Source organism: Rhodococcus sp. IEGM 1330 (genome assembly GCF_033142445.1).
Classification (GTDB): domain Bacteria; phylum Actinomycetota; class Actinomycetes; order Mycobacteriales; family Mycobacteriaceae; genus Rhodococcoides.
Genome location: NZ_JAWLSB010000006.1, coordinates 1 through 17,672, shown reverse-complemented (window position 1 = coordinate 17,672; position 17,672 = coordinate 1). Strand labels below are relative to the sequence as shown.

Below are 17,672 nucleotides of genomic sequence, written 5' to 3'. Positions count from 1 at the left end.
ACCGCCTCTGACCTGCAACTATCTGTCGGGCTGACAGGAATTGAACCTGCGACCCCTTGACCCCCAGTCAAGTGCGCTACCAAACTGCGCCACAGCCCGCCGCGCCTCGAAAGGCGCTTGCTGAGATTACCCCAGCCCTACCCCTGAGAGGAAATCGCCTGCTGGGGGTCGGGGCCGGGCTACATCAGCGGTTGTTGCCCTTGCCCGGCCGTTCCCGCTTCTCGCGGATACGTACCGAGACGCGCACGGGGCTGCCGTCGAAGTTGAACTCTTCACGCAGACGCCGCTCGATGAAGCGGCGGTAGCCGGCCTCGAGGAAGCCGGTGGTGAACAGAACGAACGTCGGCGGCCGTGTGCTGGCCTGCGTCGCGAACATGATGCGCGGCAGACGTCCGCCACGCATCGGCGGCGGAGTGGCCGCCACGACCTCCTTGAGCCACGTGTTCAATCTGCCGGTGGGCACACGCTTGTCCCAGGACTCGAGAGCCGTCTCGAGCGCAGGCACGAGCTTCTGCACTGCACGGCCCGTCTGCGCCGAGATGTTCACTCGCTGCGCCCACGGCACCCGAGCGAGATCGCGATCGATCTCCTTCTCGAGCTGCTGACGACGATCGTCGTCCACCAGGTCCCACTTGTTGAACGCCAACACCAGCGCGCGGCCGGCATCGGCGACCATGCTGAGCACGCGCATGTCCTGCTCCGAGATCACCTCGGAGGCGTCGAGAAGCAGAATCGCGACCTCGGCGGCCTCGATCGCGGACTTGGTGCGCAGCGACGCGTAGAACTCGGCACCACTGGCATGACTGACGCGCTTACGCAGCCCGGCGGTATCGACGAATCGCCATGTCTTGCCGCCCAATTCGACCAACGAGTCGACGGGGTCGACGGTGGTGCCTGCAACGTCGTGAACCACCGAGCGCTCATCGCCCGAGAGCTTGTTGATCAGCGACGACTTGCCCACGTTCGGCTTGCCGACCAAAGCGACACGCCTGGGTCCCCCACCGGGGATGCCCTCACGCGGAGTCTCGGGCAACGCCTCGAGCACACGATCCAGCAGATCACCGGTACCACGGCCGTGGGTGGCCGAAACCGACAGCGGCTCCCCCAGCCCCAGCGACCACAGTGCGGCAACCTCGGACTCGGTGCGCCCGTCGTCGACCTTGTTGGCCACCAACAGAACCGGAGTCTTCGACCGGCGCAGTACTCGTGCGACAGCCTCGTCCGTCGTCGTCGAGCCGACTCGCGCGTCGACGACCAACAGGATCGCGTCCGCGGTGTGCATGGCCAACTCGGCTTGGCGCGCAACGGATGCCTGCAGACCCTTGGCGTCGGGCTCCCAGCCGCCGGTGTCTTGCACCAGGAAGCGTCGACCACTCCAGTTGGCCTCGTACGACACCCGGTCGCGGGTGACGCCGGGGACGTCCTCGACGACGGCTTCGCGTCGTCCGATGATGCGGTTGACGAGCGTCGACTTACCGACGTTCGGACGCCCCACCACGGCGAGAGTCGGTACGGCAACGGCATCTTCGCCGTCTTCGCCCTCGTTGAGGTCGACGTACTCCCACTCGCCCTCGTCACTCCATATTCCGTCGCCCGCGGTTTCCGCTGCGCCGGAGAAGAATTCTTCGCTCACTGCACTGCTCCAGTTCTGTCGTTCACCACGAGCAGCAAGCGCTCCATCACACCGTCGAGATCCAGCTCGCTGGTATCGACGATCACCGAATCCTCGGCGGGACGAAGCGGTGACACTGCTCTTGTCGAATCTGCATGATCACGGCGTTGCACATCCGCGAGCACGGATTCGTAGTCGTCGCCGCGACCTTGCTCCACGTTCTGCTTGTTGCGACGCTCCGCCCGCGCTTCCGGGGACGCAGTGAGGAACACCTTCACGTTGGCGTCGGGAAGTACGACGGTGCCGATGTCGCGGCCCTCCACCACAATTCGCGTCGACGAGTTCACGAGATCGCGCTGCAGCTGCACCAACAGTTCACGCACTGCAGGCACTGCGGACACGGCCGAGACGGCCTTGGTCACTGCGTCGCCGCGGATTTCACCGCTGACGTCCTCACCGCCCAGCAACACGGTCTCGGACAGTGGGTCTTTGCCGATCTCGAGGGGAAGCGCTGCAACAGCTTTCGCAACGGCGTCGGCGTCGGTGGGCTCGACACCCGACCGCAGCACCCACACCGTCGCGACGCGATACATCGCACCGGTGTCGAGATAGCTGGCGTCGAGCGCCGATGCGAGCCGCCGCGATACCGACGACTTACCGGTGCCTGAGGGCCCGTCCATCGCCACGACGAGCGCACTCATCACAGGCCTACGGATTCGTAGAGCTTGCCGATCTCGCCGCGACCGAGAACACGCAGCGTTCCGGGACGCTGATCGCCGAGCACGATGTTGCCGACATCGGTACGGACGAGGCGACCGACCGGGAATCCGACCTTGTCGAACAACCGACGCACGATGTGCTTGCGGCCCTCGTGCAGGGTCACCTTGACGAGCGACTTGCCGTCCGAGATGTCGAGCAGCTGGAAGCCGTCGACCTTCACCGGGCCGTCGTCGAGGGTGACGCCCTCACGCAGCTGCTTGCCGAGCGTGCGGGGAATGGTGCCCGACAACGTCGCGAGGTAGGTCTTCGACACCTCGAACGACGGGTGCATCAGGCGGTGAGCAAGATCACCGTCGTTGGTGAAGAGCAACAGCCCCTCGGTGTCGGCATCGAGGCGGCCGACATGGAACAGTCGCTGCCCCGCCTGGACCCGCTCGGAGACGATGTCGCCGACGCACGGGCGTCCCAGATCGTCGGACATGGTGCACTGCCATCCACGCGGCTTGTTCATCGCGAGATGAACCAGCTCTTCCTTCACGACCACGCGGGTGCCGTCGACACGGACCACAGCGATGTTGGGATCGATGCGGATGCCTTGCTCGGTGACGATGCGTCCGTCGACCTCGACGCGGCCGTCGGCGATCAGTTCCTCGGCGGCGCGACGTGATGCGACGCCGGCCTGCGCGAGCACCTTCTGCAACCGAACACCTTCACCGGCGGGCACATGCTTGCGCGGTGAGGAATCGGTGTGCTGATGCTTCGCCGGCTTGGCGTTGCTGATCGTGGTCGACGGAACCTGCTTCTTCTGCGGCTTCGGCGGCTTGGGACGCGAGGGCTTCTTGCGAGGAACGGCGTCGTTGCTGCGGTCGTTGACGCCCGTCTCGACGGGCGTGTAATCGGTCGATTCATCCTGCTCGCCACGGCGAGGGGCAGGTCGGGCTCCTGTGCGAGGAGCTCCGGTACGAGGTGCGCCTGCGCGAGGTCCCCCGGTGCGAGGGGCTCCGGTACGAGGGGCTCCGGTACGGGGAGCGCCGTCACGGGGCGCGCCGTCACGGGGCGCAGAGTCGCGGGTGCGATCTCCGCGGCGCGCGTCACGCGGAGCGTCCGACCTACCTGCGGCCGGCTTCCTGCGTGGGTCTTGTCTCTTGTTACGGTCCGGTGTGCCATCACGGCGAGCGGGCTTGTTCACTTGTCTTACCTATCAGTCGTCCGAGTCGAGCTCGGCTGCCGGATCGGGTTTCGATCCGCGGTTCTTGGTGGAGCGGGTCATTCTCGGGTCGGTGTCCATGCTGTCACTGATCTCGTCGATCAGGTCCACACCCGGCAAAAGCGGTGCCAGTTCGGGTAGATCACCGAGCGATGCGAGCCCGAGCCGTTCGAGGAACAACTCGGTGGTGCAGTACATCGTGCCGGTCGTCTCCGGGTCCGTTCCTGCTTCGGAGATCAGTCCACGGGCGAGCAACGTACGCATCACTCCATCGACATTGACTCCACGTACGGCGCTGACTCGTGCGCGGGTCAACGGTTGACGATATGCGATGACGGCCAGGGTTTCCAATGCTGCGCGTGTGAGCTTGGACCGAGCGCCGTCCAGAAGCAGCCGTTCGACGTAGGGCGCATACGCGGTTCGGGTGTAGAAACGCCATCCGTCACCGGCGTAGCGAAGGTCGATTCCGCTGGTTCGTTCGGTCAGTGCAGCGGCCATCGCCGTCAAGGCCGCGCGCACGCGGGTCACCGACGCACCCACGGCCGAGGCGAGCTGCTCGTCCGAGGCCGGTGTGTCGACGATCAGCAACACAGCTTCGAGAGCCGACGCGAGTGTGGCGTCGTCGAGCTCCTCGGAATCGTCGACGTCCTCAAGCTCGAGTTCTGGGTCGGCACTCATGCGTAGTCCTCTTCCGTGACCACGATGGGTCCTTCGTCCTTACCGGTCCAACTCACTCGAAGATCGCCGAGCGGCTCGGGCTGCTCGAAGGCGATCACCTGTTGCCGGAACAGCTCCAGCAACGCCAGGAACCGCGCGATTATTTCGACCTGCACCTCGCAGTCCTGAACCAACTCCGAGAACGACGCCCACTCGTTCAGGCCCCGTTCCTGCAGATTTTCGAGTATCCACGCGGCCTGCTCGGGAATCGATACGGCGTGCTGATGGATGTGATCGAGCCCCACCTGCGGAATCGGCTTGGGACGAAACGCGGCAGCGGCGATGTCGGCGAACGTGGCCGGGTCGACGCCGAGCAACACCTCCGGGATCAGATCGGCGAACCTGTCTTCCACCGAAACCGATCGCGGATAACGCCGCAGCGCAGCAGCTTCCAGCTCACCGAACAGTAGGGCGACCTGCTTGTAGGCGCGGTATTGAAGTAGTCGGGCGAACAGTAGATCTCGCACTTCGAGCAGCGCAAGATCCTCGGCGTCCTCCACATCACCCGAAGGCAGCAACCGCGCCGCCTTGAGATCGAGCAATGTCGCGGCAACGACGAGGAATTCCGTCGTCTGATCGAGGCCGACATCGGCACCGAGCGACTTGGTGAACGAGATGAAATCGTCGGTGACGGTGTGCAGCGCGACTTCGGTGACGTCCATGCGGTGCTGACTGATCAGCGACAGCAGTAGATCGAACGGACCCTCGAAGTTGAGCAACCGCACTCGGAATTTCGACGGATCCGCGTCGGCGGGGACCTCGATCGGAGCCTCGTCGGTGGCGTCGACGGTCACGGACCCGACCGGTAGATCACCTCGCGCGCCAGAGCGCGGTACGCCTGCGCGCCGCCGGATTTCGGAGCCCAAGTGGTGATCGGCTCACCGGCGACGCTGGTTTCCGGGAATCGGACGGTGCGGGTGATCACCGTGTCGTAGACGACGTCGCCGAACACCTCGACCACTCGCGTCATCACCTCACGCGAGTGCAGCGTGCGGGCGTCGAACATCGTCACCACGATGCCGGCCAACTTCAGACGCGGGTTGAGACGATCGCGCACCTTCTCGACGGTGTCGTTGAGCAACGCCAGCCCGCGGAGGCTGAAGTACTCGCACTCCATCGGGATCAGCACTTCGTCGGCACACGTGAGCGCGTTGACCGTCAACAGACCGAGAGACGGCTGGCAATCGATGAGGACGTAGTCGTAGCGATCGAGAATCGGGTGCAGCACTCGCCCGAGTGTCTGCTCCCGGCCGACCTCGGTGACCAACTGAATTTCGGCCGCCGACAGATCGATGTTGCTGGGCATCAGATCGAGGTTCTCGACGCGAGTGCGCATGATGATGTCGTCGGCAGAGACCTTCGCTTCGACGAGGAGGTTGTAGACCGTCAGATCGAGCTCGTGGTGTGCGACGCCCAATCCCGCGGACAGTGCGCCCTGCGGGTCGAGATCCACGAGCAGCACCCGACGGCCGTAGCCGGCCAACGAGGCACCGAGATTGATGGTCGACGTCGTCTTGCCGACGCCACCCTTCTGGTTGCACATCGCGATGATCTTGGCCGGGCCGTGACTGGCCAACGGCTGCGGATCGGGGACGGGCCGAGTCTTACGACCAGTGGGCCCGAGCTCGTTCGGAGCAGGCGTGATGTCGCGTGTCTCCCGACTGGATTCCGGTTGACGCGTCTGGAACAGGGCGCCCTCGAGATGTGGATGATCCAAGCCTGACTCCGCCGCTGGCGGCTGCGGTGTCGACACGTTCCAGCGCTCCCCTGTCCCGTTCGTCTTCGAGTAGTTCACGCAAACGCTACCGCTTGACGCTCGTGCAATGTCATCGGACACGCTGACGCTCGATCTCCGGCCCCGTGCTAGCGAGCCCGCGGATGCGCTCCCGCCCACACTTCACGCAGCGTGTTGACGGTCACGAGGGTGTAGATCTGCGTTGTCGTCACCGACGCATGCCCCAACAACTCCTGCACGACGCGGACGTCGGCACCACCGTCGAGCAGATGAGTGGCGAAGGAATGCCGAAGCACGTGCGGTGAGACCCCCGCGGTGAGCCCGGCCCGCACGGCCGAATCCTGCAACACCTGCCATGCACTCTGCCGAGACAACCTGCCGCCCCGGACGTTGAGGAACAGTGCAGGATTCGAGCGCGAGACCAGCCCCGGCCGGCCGCGCACCAGGTACCCGTCGACTGCCTCGATCGCGGGTCGGCCGACCGGAACGATGCGATGCTTGCCACCTTTGCCGCGCAGCAGCACCGAGCGAGCCTCGGTGTCGATGTCGTCGACGTCGAGCCCGACTGCCTCGGAAATACGAGCCCCGGTGGAATACAGCAGTTCCAGCAAAGCCCGATCCCGCAGTCCTCGCGGGGCATCGGGACCGGCGATCGAGGCCGATTCGAGCAGCGCCACGACCTGGTCGACGGGGAGCGACTTCGGTAGTCTCTTGGCCGGTTGCGGCGGCTTGACCTCGCTCGCGACGTTGCGCTCGACCATGCCCTCCGCGAGCGCGAATCGGTGCAGACCCCGCACCGCAATCAGTGTCCGGGCAGCCGAACTCGCTGCGAGAGCCGGGAATTCGTCATCGCCGCGCCGCAGATAGAGCACGAACTCGGTGATGTCGTTCTCGGCGACCTTCGCCAGATCGGTGATTCCGTAGCCGCTGAGGAACCGCTCGTACCGCACCAGATCGCGACGGTAGGACGACACCGTGTTGGGTGCCGACCCGCGCTCGACCACCAGATGGTCGAGGTACGTCTGAATCTGCTGGCCGATCACGGTGGCTACTTTCGTGAACTCTTCCGGTTCTCGAATGCCGTCGGCAGATCGGGCCACGGGGCGTCGGCCGGGCGCAGTTCGGAACCGGCAGCGCGCGCCGCGGCGAGCGCGAGAACGCCCGCCACAGCGGATGCGTTGACGATCTCGCCCGACAGCGCGCGACGAACAGCCTCGTCCACCGGAACGTAGGAAAGCTCGATGTCGGCTTCCTCGTCGTGAGCCTCGGGCCGATCGACCTCGGTCAGGCCCTGAGCGAGGAAGATCCGCACGGCCTCGTCGGTGAACCCCGGCGAGGCCAGCACATCGACCAGAACCGACCACGTCTCGGCGGCGAGCCCGGTTTCCTCGGCGAGCTCACGCTGAGCCGCCAGCACCGGCTGCTCCCCCGGCTCGTCCAGCAGACCGGCAGGCAACTCCCACAATCGACGACCGACGGGATGCCGGTACTGCTCGATCATCACCACACGATCCTGATCGTCGACGGCCAGAATCCCGACCGCGCCATGATGCTCGATCACCTCACGCTCGGCCTGACGACCGTTCGGCATCGCCACCTGATCGAGCCGGAGCGCAAGAATCGCGCCGGAGTACGGCACCGACGAGTCGAGGATGGTGAACTCGTGCCGGGGCTCGGTCATCCGACGGTCTCGGCGGCCGCCGATTCCCCCGTCTGCGCTGCGTTCCCGTTGACATCGGTATCTCCGTGCACGTCGACCGGCAGACGCTCCGCGGCCTTGTACTTGAGCGCCGCGTTGATCAGCGACGCGAACAGTGGATGCGGACGGGTAGGCCGGCTCTTGAGCTCCGGATGCGCCTGAGTGGCAACGAAGAACGGGTGAACCGACGCAGGCAACTCCACGAACTCGACCAGGTGGCCGTCCGGAGAAGTACCGCTGAACACCAAGCCGCTCTTGGCAATTCGATCCCGGTAGTCGTTGTTGACCTCGTAGCGATGACGGTGACGCTCCGAGACGGTCTCGGTGCCGTACGACGCTGCGACGACCGAACCCTTCTGCAGGGTTGCCGGGTAGGCACCGAGGCGCATCGTGCCGCCGAGATCGGCGTCACCGGCGACGGCATCTTCCTGATCGGCCATCGTGGAGATCACCGGATCCTTGGTGTCCGGGTCGAACTCGGCGGAATTGGCGTCGGTCAGACCGACCGAACGAGCCGCCTCGATGACGACACACTGCAACCCCAGGCACAACCCCAGCAACGGAATCTTGCGCGTACGTGCGAACTCGATGGCCCCGAGCTTGCCCTCGATACCGCGGATGCCGAAACCACCGGGAATGAGCACGGCATCGACATCACCCAACGCGGCCTGCGCCCCCGCAGGCGTCGAGCACTCGTCGGATGGAACCCACTTGATCTCGACCTTCGCGCGATGAGCGAATCCGCCGGCACGCAGCGCCTCGGTGACCGAGAGATACGCATCGGGCAGGTCCACGTACTTGCCGACCAGGCCGACGCGCACGGTTTCGCGTGGCTGGTGGACGCGCTCGAGCAGTCCACCCCAGATGGTCCAGTCGACATCGCGGAACGGGAGACCGAGCTGACGGACGACGTACGCGTCAAGCCCTTCCTTGTGCAGCACCTTGGGAATGTCGTAGATCGACGGCGCGTCGGGCGTGGAGATACAGCCGTCGACGTCGACGTCGCACATGAGCGCGATCTTGTTCTTCAGTCCCGGCGGCACGTCGCGATCGCAACGCAGAATCAACGCGTCGGGCTGAATGCCGATGCTGCGCAGTGCCGCAACGGAGTGCTGGGTGGGCTTGGTCTTGAGTTCACCGGACGGAGCCAGGAACGGAACCAACGACACGTGCAGGAAGAACACGTTGTTGCGGCCGACGTCGTGGCGCACCTGACGCGCTGCTTCGAGGAACGGCTGCGACTCGATATCGCCGACGGTGCCGCCGATTTCGGTAATCACGACGTCCGGCTGGTGACCCTGCAGGTCCGGGCCGTTCATCGCGAGAATGCGACGCTTGATCTCGTCGGTGATGTGCGGGATGACCTGAACGGTGTCGCCCAGGTACTCACCGCGGCGTTCCTTGGCGATGACCGTCGAGTACACCTGGCCGGTGGTGACATTGGCGAAACCGGACAGATCACGGTCGAGGAATCGCTCGTAGTGTCCGACGTCCAGGTCGGTCTCGGAGCCGTCCTCGGTGACGAAGACCTCACCGTGCTGGAACGGGTTCATCGTGCCGGGATCGACATTGAGATACGGATCGAGCTTCTGCATGGTCACGCGCAGTCCGCGTGCGGTCAGTAGCTGGCCGAGGCTGGATGCCGTCAGGCCTTTTCCGAGCGACGACGCGACGCCCCCGCTGACGAAAATGTGCTTGGTGTCGGAACGCGACTGAAGGCGTGACAATGAGGCTCCCGTGACGAGTCTGCAGGGCTTGCTCCTATCAGGGGGCTGATAAGAGAGGTGAAGCGTGGAAATTGGGCCTGCTACCCACGGGACTTCACGGTAACACCAGTACCTACCTCACCGCCAACGACACGCTCGTTCCGACGAAGATCAGCTCGCCGGCGCTCCGACGGTCACGGCGTTCGCGTTGGCTCCGGTGCCGTAGCGGCCCGAGGCCCCGTCCAGCTGCTCCGCCAAGGCGAGAACAGTGGTGATCCGCCCTGCTTCACGGTCCACGTTGTCGACTGTGCTCAGAGCGGACGACAGCGCCGAATCGGCTCGCACGACAGCGATGGAACCGTTGCCCTCTGCTGCACCGGATCGACCTGCCAGTACCGCGCCTGCACCGCGTGAGTCGAGAGCTCCCGCGAACCGCGCGACGATGGCACCGCGATTGCCGTCCTCCACGTCCGAGGTACCGGAACCGGTGACGACCACTGCCAATTGAGCGGGCGCGACCGCACCGTTGTCGTACGCGATGAACCCGCCGCTACGCAGCGTCTCCAGCGCCAGTGAGAGCTCCTCGGGAGTCGACTGCGGCTGGGCGGTCTGTGCGTTGAGCAGCAGGACCGAACCCAGCAGGTCTCCTGCGAGGCTGCCCTGATCCACCGCGCCGGTACGCAACTGCACGCCGGCGGGAATGACGTTGGTCAGGCGAGTACGAAGATCGTCACCGTTCGCAGCGGAGACGAACGAATCGGTCAGCGACACCCGGCCGGTGACGGTGGCACCCGACGCTCCGATCGACCGCGTGACTCCGTCCACGTCGCCGGGATCGGCATCCGGGGTGGTGATGACCACGACGCTGCGATCGACCAATGCGTCTCGCAACACTCGGCCCGATACCGCAGCGTCGAAGCCGTCGGCCGAGTTGAGCTGCTCACCGAGCTGATTGTTGGTCGCCTGCAGATCGTCCACCTGAGTTTCGAGACCGGTCTTGTCGTCTCGAAGACCCGATACCAGTCCGCTCGAGAGCAGACCCGAACCGAGCACGATGCCGATGGCCAGGGCCACGAAGACCGCTGCCAGCGAAATGGCATGTTGGCGAAGCGAAATCACGAAAGCAACCCCTGGAACCACAGAGCGAACCGGTTCCACAGATCGATGGCCCAATCCAACGCTTCACCGCCGATGTTGGACACGGCCAATGCCACGATCACAGCAACGAGCGCCGCCAGAATCAACAGAGCGATCGCACCGCCGGACACGCGGCTGCGATACAGCGTCGCAACAGCTTTGGCGTCGACCAGCTTGGCACCGACCTTCAGACGCGTCATGAATGCGGCCGGGTTGGTGTTGCGTCGACCGCGATCGAAGAACTCGTCCAGGCTGGCCGGGCTACCGACCGACACGATGAGCGAGGCCCCGTGATGATCGGCCAACAACAGTGCGAGATCAGCAGCGGCACCGGTGGCCGGGAACGTCATGGCACCGATACCGAGATCCTGAATGCGTTCGAGACCCTGCGCGTGTCCGTCGGAATCTGCCGGAAGCACCACCTCTGCACCGCATTTGAGCGTCTGCGCAGTGACGTCCTCGGGATCGCCGACGATCAGATCAGGGCGATGACCCGCCTTCATCGCGGTGTCGGCACCCGCGCCGACACCGATGATGACGGGCGAGTACTCCTTGATGAACGGCTTGAGGTTCTTCAGATCCTCGGCGTGACCGGGACCGTCGGCCACGATCACCACATGGCGACCCTTGAGGTCGATGTCGATATCCGGCACACCCACGCCGTCGATGAGCAGCGGACTCTCGGTTCGGATGAACTCGATCGTGTTGCCCGAGAACGCTTCGAGATGGTCGACCAGACCCGTCTTGGCCTCGATCATCTTGTCCGAGATCTCTGCTTCGCTCTGCTCGTCGCCCTTGGCGAGGCGCCGATCACCGGTGTACACACCGCCGTCGTTGAGACGAATCTTGGTGCCGTCCTTGATCTTCTTGAAGATCTCGGTGCCGGCCGAGTCGATCAAGGTGATCCCGTTGGCCACGATGGCCTCGGGACCCAGGTTCGGGTAGCGCCCGGAGATCGAGGGCGACGCGTTGACGACCGCCAGCACCCCTGCCTCGACGAGTGCATCGGCGGTCAAACGGTCCAGGTCGAGCTCGTCGAGCACGACGATGTCACCGGGGCCGACCCGTTTGAGGAGCTTGGCCGTGTTGCGATCGACTCGCGCGATCCCAGTGATTCCGGGCAGCGAATCCTGACTACGTGACAGCAGAGCCGGCATCTTCATGGGGACCATGATGACCCGATCGACACGCCCGGCGACGGAGGCGCGCCGAAACAATTACCACACTGATCACATCAGCACCAAAAGTTACAGCGCGGCTCGATCCGCGTTTGCGGTGGCCAGCAGCTCCTCGGCGTGCGCGCGACCGGTCTCCGTGTCGTCCAGACCCGCGAGCATTCTCGCGAGCTCGACGACGCGCTCCGACGACGACAGCGTTCGAACCCCACTGTTCGCCGCACCCTTCTTCGCATCGGTCTTGTCGACCACCAGGTGCGTATCGGCAAACGCTGCGACCTGCGGCAAGTGGGTGACCACGATGACCTGGTGCGTGCGAGCCAATCGGCCGAGTCGACGCCCGACCTCCACGGCCGCACGGCCACCCACTCCGGCGTCGACCTCGTCGAAGACCATCGTCGCGCCCTTGTCCGAGCCCGCCAGCACCACTTCGAGTGCCAACATCACCCGCGACAGCTCACCGCCCGACGCACTCTTGCTGATCGGAAGAGCCTGGGCACCGTCGTGCGCGGACAGACGAAACTCGACCTCGTCGACGCCATTGCTGCCCGCATGCAGTTCGGCCCCGTCCACGACGATCGGTGCTGTGTCCGACGGCCCGGCAGGAAGTGCGCGAACATCGATCTGCAGCTTGGCTTTTCCCATCGCCAAGCCCGCCAGCTCGACGCTGACCGCCTTCGAGAGCTTCACAGCAGCCTTCGCACGAGCCGCACTGAGCTTCGACGCAGCTGCCGCGACATCGACCGCAGCCGCGTCGACCTTGGCGCTCAGCTCGGCGAGCGCATCGGCCGAGGTGTCGATGTGCGAGAGCCGCTCACGGGCGTCCTCCGCCCAGGCGATGACGCCGTCGACATCGGCGGCGTACTTACGCGTCAACGACTTCAGCTCGGCCTGCCGGTTCAGGATCGCGTCGAGCGCGCCCGGATCGGACGGCAGATCCGTCAGATACGAGGTGAGGTCTGCGCCGATGTCGCCCACGATCGCCATCGCGTCGTTCAGTCGCGGCAGCAGCTCGGTCAGAGCCGCGTCCTCGGCATGTTCGAGGCGAGAGCGAGCCTCGCCCAGCAGATACAGCGCAGACGTCGTGTCCGACGCCTCCTCGGTACTCCCGACGAGTGCCGCTGAGGCACCTTCCGCGGTCTCACGCAGCGAATCGAGGTCCCCCAGCCGACGCACATCCTCGGCCACCGAGCGATCCTCGCCCGGCTCCGGTGCCAGGGAGTCGATCTCCTGCAAGCCGAACTGCAGGCGGTCGGCCTCCTGTGCCAGCTCGCGGCTGCGTTCGGTGCGGTCGATCAACTCGTTGCGAGCGTCGAGCCACGTCTTGCGCGCGGCGCGGTATTTCGAAACCAAGGACGCCACCGGATCCCCGGCAAATCTGTCCAGGGCAGCGAGTTGCTGATCAGGCCGCAGCAGACGCAACTGGTCGTTCTGACCGTGCACCGTCAGCAACGAGTCGGTGAAGTTCGACAGCACCGATGCGGGCACACTGCGCCCACCGAGGTGCGCACGAGAACGACCGTCCGAGTTGACGGTACGCACGGCGATGATCGAATTGTCCTCGTCGCGTTGACCTCCCGAGGACTCGAGCACCTTGTCGACGTCCTCGATCACCTGCTCCGACGCGGTGTCGGTACTGAATCGCCCCTCGACCACAGCACGCTGCGCGCCGAGTCGAACACGGCCTGCGTCGGCGCGGGCACCTGACAACAGGTGCAGACTGGTGACCACCATGGTCTTACCGGCACCGGTCTCGCCGGTGAGTACGGTCAGCCCCTCGTGAAACTGTGCGCTGGCACCGGAGATGACTCCGAGGCTGTCGATCCGAATCTCTTCGAGCATCCCTACCTCGCTCTCCCCCGCCACCCGGTCACGGGCAGTTCGAATTTCTTGACCATGCGATCGGCGAACGGTGCCGAATCGAGTCGAACCCACTTGATCGGTGACGCTCCCCGAACCACCTCGACGCGAGCGCCGGCCGGCAGGCTCAATGTGCGCCTGCCATCGCAGAATACGAATCCCGCGTGTCCGCCGGCGTCGATCTCTACCGCGACGATCGACTCGGGACTGGTCACGAGCGGCCGCGCGAACAATGCATGTGCGTTGCTCGGAATCACCAATATCGCTTCGAGTTCCGGCCACACCACAGGCCCGCCGGCCGAGAACGCATATGCCGTCGAGCCCGTCGGCGTGGAGACCAGCACGCCGTCGCACCCGAATGCCGACACCGGTCGACCGTCGACTTCGAGGACCACCTCAAGCACTCCGAGCCGGGAACCGTTCTCGATGCTGGCTTCGTTCAGTGCCCACCCACGATCGACCACCTGGTCGCCGACGCGAATCGCAATGTCCAACGTCATGCGTTGCTCGATGCGGTAGTCCCCGGCGATGACGCGGGCCAGGGCACCTTCGAGATGGTCGGCTTCGGCCTCCGCCAGGAACCCGACGTGGCCGAGGTTGATGCCGAGCACCGGTATGGAAGCTGCTTGCGCGAGTTCGGCTGCGCGCAGGAAGGTCCCGTCACCGCCGAGAACGAGAACCATCTCGCAGCCGGCGGCCGCGTCCGGTCCGAACTCGACGACGTTGAGCTTCATGTCGGCGACGAACACGTGGTCGTGTTCCTCCGTTTCGGAGGCTTCGATCTTCGATGGCTCGACCTCGTCCACGAGTACACGAAGGCAGATGCCCGCTTCGTCGAACACCTTGCCCACGCGGCGCGCAGTTTCGGCGATGTCCGGTCGACCAGGATGGGCGACGAGAAGAATCTCTCGAGTCGACTCCCGTTCCGGTGCTGCGTGGGACGGAGTCACTGTGGTCCTTCCTCGATCGCGAGCCGGACGAGTTCCGTGATGTCGGTACGCGGCGAGTCCTCGCCTGCACCTGCCCTCAGCCACAAAAAGTACTCGACATTGCCCGACGGCCCCGGCAGTGGGCTTGCCGCGACCGCCTGCACCGTGAGATTCGAGGCGACGGCCGCGTTGGCCACATCCTCGACTGCCTCGGCTCGCAGCGCGGGATCTCGCACCACACCACCGGCACCCACGCGATCCTTGCCGACCTCGAACTGCGGCTTGACCATCAACACCATGTTGGTGCCCGGCTTCGAGCAGGCAACGAATGCGGGAAGAACGAGCTTCAACGAGATGAACGACAGATCTGCGACGATCACGTCCACCGGTCCACCGATCGTCTCGGCGTCGATCGACCGAACGTTGGTGCGGTCGATGACGTGAACGCGGTCGTCGGATTGCAGGCGCCACACCAGCTGCCCGTATCCCACGTCCACGGCAACCACCTCACGCACGCCTCGACTGAGAAGAACGTCGGTGAACCCACCGGTGGATGCACCGGCGTCCAGACAACGAGCATGCTCGACGGTCAAGCCGAGCGGCTCGAAAGCGTCGAGAGCGCCGAGCAACTTGTGGGCACCGCGGGAGGCCCACGAGACCTCATTGTCTTCTTCGGCCACCAACAGCGGTGTGCCCGGCTCCACCGCGGTCGCGGGCTTCGAAGCCACGGTCCCGGCGATCTTCACCCGACCTGCTTCGATCAGCTCCGAAGCGTGCTCCCGAGATCGGGCGAGTCCACGACGAACCAGCTCCGCGTCGACACGTGCGCGACGAGCCACGTCAGGTCTTGTCGACGGTGGTCAGGGCGCGCACGAGTACCTCGTGCGCGCGGTCGAGCAGACTCGCATCGCGCGCAAGGGCGTCGGAGTCCACGGCCTCGGATCCCTCGTCGTCCGTCGACTCGATGGTGAGCTGATTCAGCAGCGAGGAAACTTCGGTGCGAACAGTGTCCGGATCTGCCGACGACTCATCGCCGACACCGCTCGGCCGGTGCTGTCCTGGTAGTGGAATAGACGCGCTCATCGCCTCTCACGCTATCGGATGGGTCCGACGAACGCCCGATCGCCGCCGCTCTCCCGACGCTGCTGTCGAACGCTGTGTCAGCACCCGAGCAGCGAACGCAGATCGCCGAGTCGATCCCCCTCGAAGCGAACGTCCGAGAAGGCCGAGCCGGACCAGGCGACGTGCAGTGTGGCGAGCGCACCCTCGAACGCATCCGGAGCACCGTCCCCGCTGTAGCGCACCGACAGCACCTCGTTCTCGATGTCGACCGTCCAACCGGTCTTGCTGCCGACGCTCGACGCCAGCTCGTCGCTGTTCAGAACTCCGAGATCGGGGCCGATGTGAGTGGGCCGCAAATGCCGAGGAGCACGCAGCAACTCGGCAGCGGTACTGACGCCGGTCAACACCAACAGCGAGGGCAGATCGATTTCGTTCGCTCCAGCGATGTCGGTGTCGAGCCTGTCTCCGACGACCAGTGCCGAACGTGCTCCACTGCGCTCGATGGCGTCGTGCATGATCGGGGCGGCCGGCTTGCCAGCCACGATCGGCTCGATATCGGTGGCGTTGCGCACCGCTGCGACCATCGAGCCGTTCCCCAGAACGAGTCCTCGCTCGGTCGGCAAGGTGGCATCGATGTTGGTTGCCACCCACAGCGCACCCGCACGGATGGCTAGGACTGCCTCGGCCAGCATCTTCCAGCCTGTATCGACCGAGTGACCTTGCACCACTGCGACCGGATCGTCATCGGCAGACCTGACCGGCACGAGTCCGACCTTGGTGATCTCGTTCGCCAATGCGTCGGTGCCGATGACGAGCACGCGCGAACCTGGGTCCAACTTGCCCGCCAAGACACGGGCACCGGCCTCGGAACTGGTGACGACGAACTCTGCCGAGGTGTCGAAGCCGAGACTACGCAGATGTTCGGCAACGTCCTCGGGCGCACGACTGGCATTGTTGGTGACGAAGTACTGCTTCTCCGAACCGCCCGACAGCGCTTCCACTGCACCGGGAATGGGGTCCTTGCCGGCATAGACGGTGCCGTCGAGGTCGAGAAGCAGAACGTCGTGGACATCACGCAGCACGGTCACTGACCGCCTCCGGACAGCTCCTCGACCCGCTCTTCTGCGTCGGTCTCACCATCGACGTCGGCAGCAGCGGCATTGAGGAACCACTTCACACCCTCGTCGACGCGTCCTGCCGCAACCAGCGCATCTGCGTAGACGTAGAACAGGCGAGCAGCAGCGGTTCCGGACCGCGACGCGTCGAGATCAGGGGTCTGCAGCGTGACGACGGCCTGGTCGTACTGGTTCAGATCCATCCGGGCACCTGCCACTACGATCCGAAGCTCCGACGCTTCCTCGCCGGTCAACTCACGAGCCTCGTCGCTGCGACCGAGTTCGATAGCGCGCTCGGGACGTCCGAGTCCGCGCTCGCAGTCGGCCATCACAGCGATCAGACCCGGCCCGCCTGCCATCCGTCGGGCGGCGCGAAGTTCGGACAATGCTTCGGCCCACTCACCGGCGTGGTACGCCGCAATGCCTGCGGTCTCACGCACTACGGCGATGCGGCCGGCTCGCTGACGAGCAGCGCGCGCATGCAGCAGCGCCAACTGCGGATCGTCGTCGAGAAGCTTGCTGGTCATCACGAGGTGACGGGCAACGGCGGTTGCGTTGTTCTTGTCCAAGCTCAACAGGTCTCGACGCACTGCTGGTTCGAGCTCTCCGGCTTCGACCTCATCGGGTAGATCCGGCTCATCGGGGCGCGGCGGTCGACGGTCGGACGATGCGCTGTTTCCGCGCCGGTCTCCGGAGAACCCACCTTCACCGCCACGCCTGCGGGGAGGGCCGTCCGAACGACGCGGGTCTCCGCGGCGGTCCTGAGCGCGGGGGTTGCGGTCTCGGGACTCGCTCGGGCGGTTGCCGCCGTCCCCTCGGGAGGGGCGACGATCGTTGTTGTCTTCCGACACGGGCGTCCTTTCGGATTTCGGTACAAACGCAAAAAGGGGACCCACCAAGTGGGTCCCCTTCTTACAACGGGTGTTCGGCGGTGTCCTACTCTCCCACACCCTGTCGAGTGCAGTACCATCGGCGCTGGAGGGCTTAGCTTCCGGGTT

17 protein-coding genes and 1 tRNA gene are annotated in these 17,672 nt (G+C 65.1%); all 18 read right to left on the bottom strand.

Features of this window, described 5'->3' with window-relative positions; genetic code table 11:
• Positions 1 to 25: 25 nt before the first annotated feature.
• The 18 genes from R4P57_RS15275 to R4P57_RS15190 all read right to left on the bottom strand — a co-directional run bounded on the left by R4P57_RS15275 (position 26) and on the right by R4P57_RS15190 (position 17,525).
• Positions 26 to 99, bottom strand: a tRNA-Pro gene (locus R4P57_RS15275).
• Positions 100 to 184: 85 nt separating this feature from the next.
• Complete coding sequence (gene der / locus R4P57_RS15270) at positions 185 to 1,633, bottom strand: ribosome biogenesis GTPase Der (RefSeq protein ID WP_037189204.1); 1,449 nt, start codon at positions 1,631 to 1,633, stop codon at positions 185 to 187.
• Positions 1,630 to 2,313, bottom strand: a complete 684-nt coding sequence (gene cmk / locus R4P57_RS15265; protein ID WP_317803681.1) for a (d)CMP kinase — start codon at positions 2,311 to 2,313, stop codon at positions 1,630 to 1,632. The genes der and cmk overlap by 4 nt, the downstream gene beginning before the upstream one ends.
• Positions 2,313 to 3,521 carry a pseudouridine synthase gene (locus tag R4P57_RS15260; RefSeq protein ID WP_317803680.1) on the bottom strand — a complete coding sequence of 403 codons (1,209 nt, stop codon included), beginning with the start codon at positions 3,519 to 3,521 and terminating at the stop codon, positions 2,313 to 2,315. Before R4P57_RS15260 ends, cmk begins: the two co-directional genes overlap by 1 nt.
• A 12-nt stretch (positions 3,522 to 3,533) precedes the next feature.
• Positions 3,534 to 4,217 (bottom strand): SMC-Scp complex subunit ScpB, encoded by a 684-nt coding sequence (gene scpB, locus R4P57_RS15255; RefSeq protein ID WP_317803678.1) that lies wholly within the window; start codon positions 4,215 to 4,217, stop codon positions 3,534 to 3,536.
• Positions 4,214 to 5,050, bottom strand: a complete 837-nt coding sequence (locus R4P57_RS15250; RefSeq protein ID WP_317803677.1) for a segregation and condensation protein A — start codon at positions 5,048 to 5,050, stop codon at positions 4,214 to 4,216. The genes scpB and R4P57_RS15250 overlap by 4 nt, the downstream gene beginning before the upstream one ends.
• Positions 5,047 to 6,009: a ParA family protein gene (locus R4P57_RS15245; RefSeq protein WP_317803676.1), complete on the bottom strand. Its 963-nt coding sequence runs from the start codon at positions 6,007 to 6,009 to the stop codon at positions 5,047 to 5,049. The genes R4P57_RS15250 and R4P57_RS15245 overlap by 4 nt, the downstream gene beginning before the upstream one ends.
• 110 nt (positions 6,010 to 6,119) lie before the next feature.
• Positions 6,120 to 7,034, bottom strand: a complete 915-nt coding sequence (gene xerD, locus R4P57_RS15240; RefSeq protein ID WP_317803675.1) for a site-specific tyrosine recombinase XerD — start codon at positions 7,032 to 7,034, stop codon at positions 6,120 to 6,122.
• A 5-nt stretch (positions 7,035 to 7,039) separates the two neighbouring features.
• Entirely contained in the window at positions 7,040 to 7,672 is a 633-nt protein-coding gene (locus tag R4P57_RS15235) for an NUDIX hydrolase (protein WP_317803674.1), read from the bottom strand.
• A complete protein-coding gene (locus R4P57_RS15230) occupies positions 7,669 to 9,417 on the bottom strand; it encodes a CTP synthase (protein WP_317803673.1) in 1,749 nt (582 codons plus the stop codon). The genes R4P57_RS15235 and R4P57_RS15230 overlap by 4 nt, the downstream gene beginning before the upstream one ends.
• 150 nt (positions 9,418 to 9,567) lie before the next feature.
• Entirely contained in the window at positions 9,568 to 10,515 is a 948-nt protein-coding gene (locus tag R4P57_RS15225; protein WP_317803672.1) for a copper transporter, read from the bottom strand.
• Positions 10,512 to 11,696 (bottom strand): putative cytokinetic ring protein SteA, encoded by a 1,185-nt coding sequence (steA, locus tag R4P57_RS15220; RefSeq protein WP_121872378.1) that lies wholly within the window; start codon positions 11,694 to 11,696, stop codon positions 10,512 to 10,514. The genes R4P57_RS15225 and steA overlap by 4 nt, the downstream gene beginning before the upstream one ends.
• Positions 11,697 to 11,780: 84 nt before the next feature.
• Entirely contained in the window at positions 11,781 to 13,550 is a 1,770-nt protein-coding gene (gene recN / locus R4P57_RS15215) for a DNA repair protein RecN (RefSeq protein ID WP_317803671.1), read from the bottom strand.
• 2 nt (positions 13,551 to 13,552) lie between these two features.
• Positions 13,553 to 14,518, bottom strand: a complete 966-nt coding sequence (locus R4P57_RS15210; RefSeq protein WP_317803670.1) for an NAD kinase — start codon at positions 14,516 to 14,518, stop codon at positions 13,553 to 13,555.
• A complete protein-coding gene (locus R4P57_RS15205) occupies positions 14,515 to 15,336 on the bottom strand; it encodes a TlyA family RNA methyltransferase (RefSeq protein WP_317803669.1) in 822 nt (273 codons plus the stop codon). The genes R4P57_RS15210 and R4P57_RS15205 overlap by 4 nt, the downstream gene beginning before the upstream one ends.
• Before the next feature lies 1 nt (position 15,337).
• Positions 15,338 to 15,580, bottom strand: a complete 243-nt coding sequence (locus R4P57_RS15200; protein ID WP_317803668.1) for a hypothetical protein — start codon at positions 15,578 to 15,580, stop codon at positions 15,338 to 15,340.
• 77 nt (positions 15,581 to 15,657) lie between these two features.
• Complete coding sequence (locus tag R4P57_RS15195; RefSeq protein WP_317803667.1) at positions 15,658 to 16,647, bottom strand: HAD-IIA family hydrolase; 990 nt, start codon at positions 16,645 to 16,647, stop codon at positions 15,658 to 15,660.
• Positions 16,644 to 17,525, bottom strand: a complete 882-nt coding sequence (locus R4P57_RS15190; protein ID WP_317803666.1) for a hypothetical protein — start codon at positions 17,523 to 17,525, stop codon at positions 16,644 to 16,646. Before R4P57_RS15190 ends, R4P57_RS15195 begins: the two co-directional genes overlap by 4 nt.
• Positions 17,526 to 17,672 lie beyond the last annotated feature (147 nt).

Coding starts and splice junctions, on each gene's coding strand:
- cmk (WP_317803681.1), bottom strand. CDS start 2,313: ATGAGTGCGCTCGTCGTGGCGATGGACGGGCCCTCAGGCACCGGTAAG.
- scpB (WP_317803678.1), bottom strand. CDS start 4,217: ATGAGTGCCGACCCAGAACTCGAGCTTGAGGACGTCGACGATTCCGAG.
- R4P57_RS15235 (WP_317803674.1), bottom strand. CDS start 7,672: ATGACCGAGCCCCGGCACGAGTTCACCATCCTCGACTCGTCGGTGCCG.
- steA (WP_121872378.1), bottom strand. CDS start 11,696: ATGAAGATGCCGGCTCTGCTGTCACGTAGTCAGGATTCGCTGCCCGGA.
- recN (WP_317803671.1), bottom strand. CDS start 13,550: ATGCTCGAAGAGATTCGGATCGACAGCCTCGGAGTCATCTCCGGTGCC.
- R4P57_RS15200 (WP_317803668.1), bottom strand. CDS start 15,580: ATGAGCGCGTCTATTCCACTACCAGGACAGCACCGGCCGAGCGGTGTC.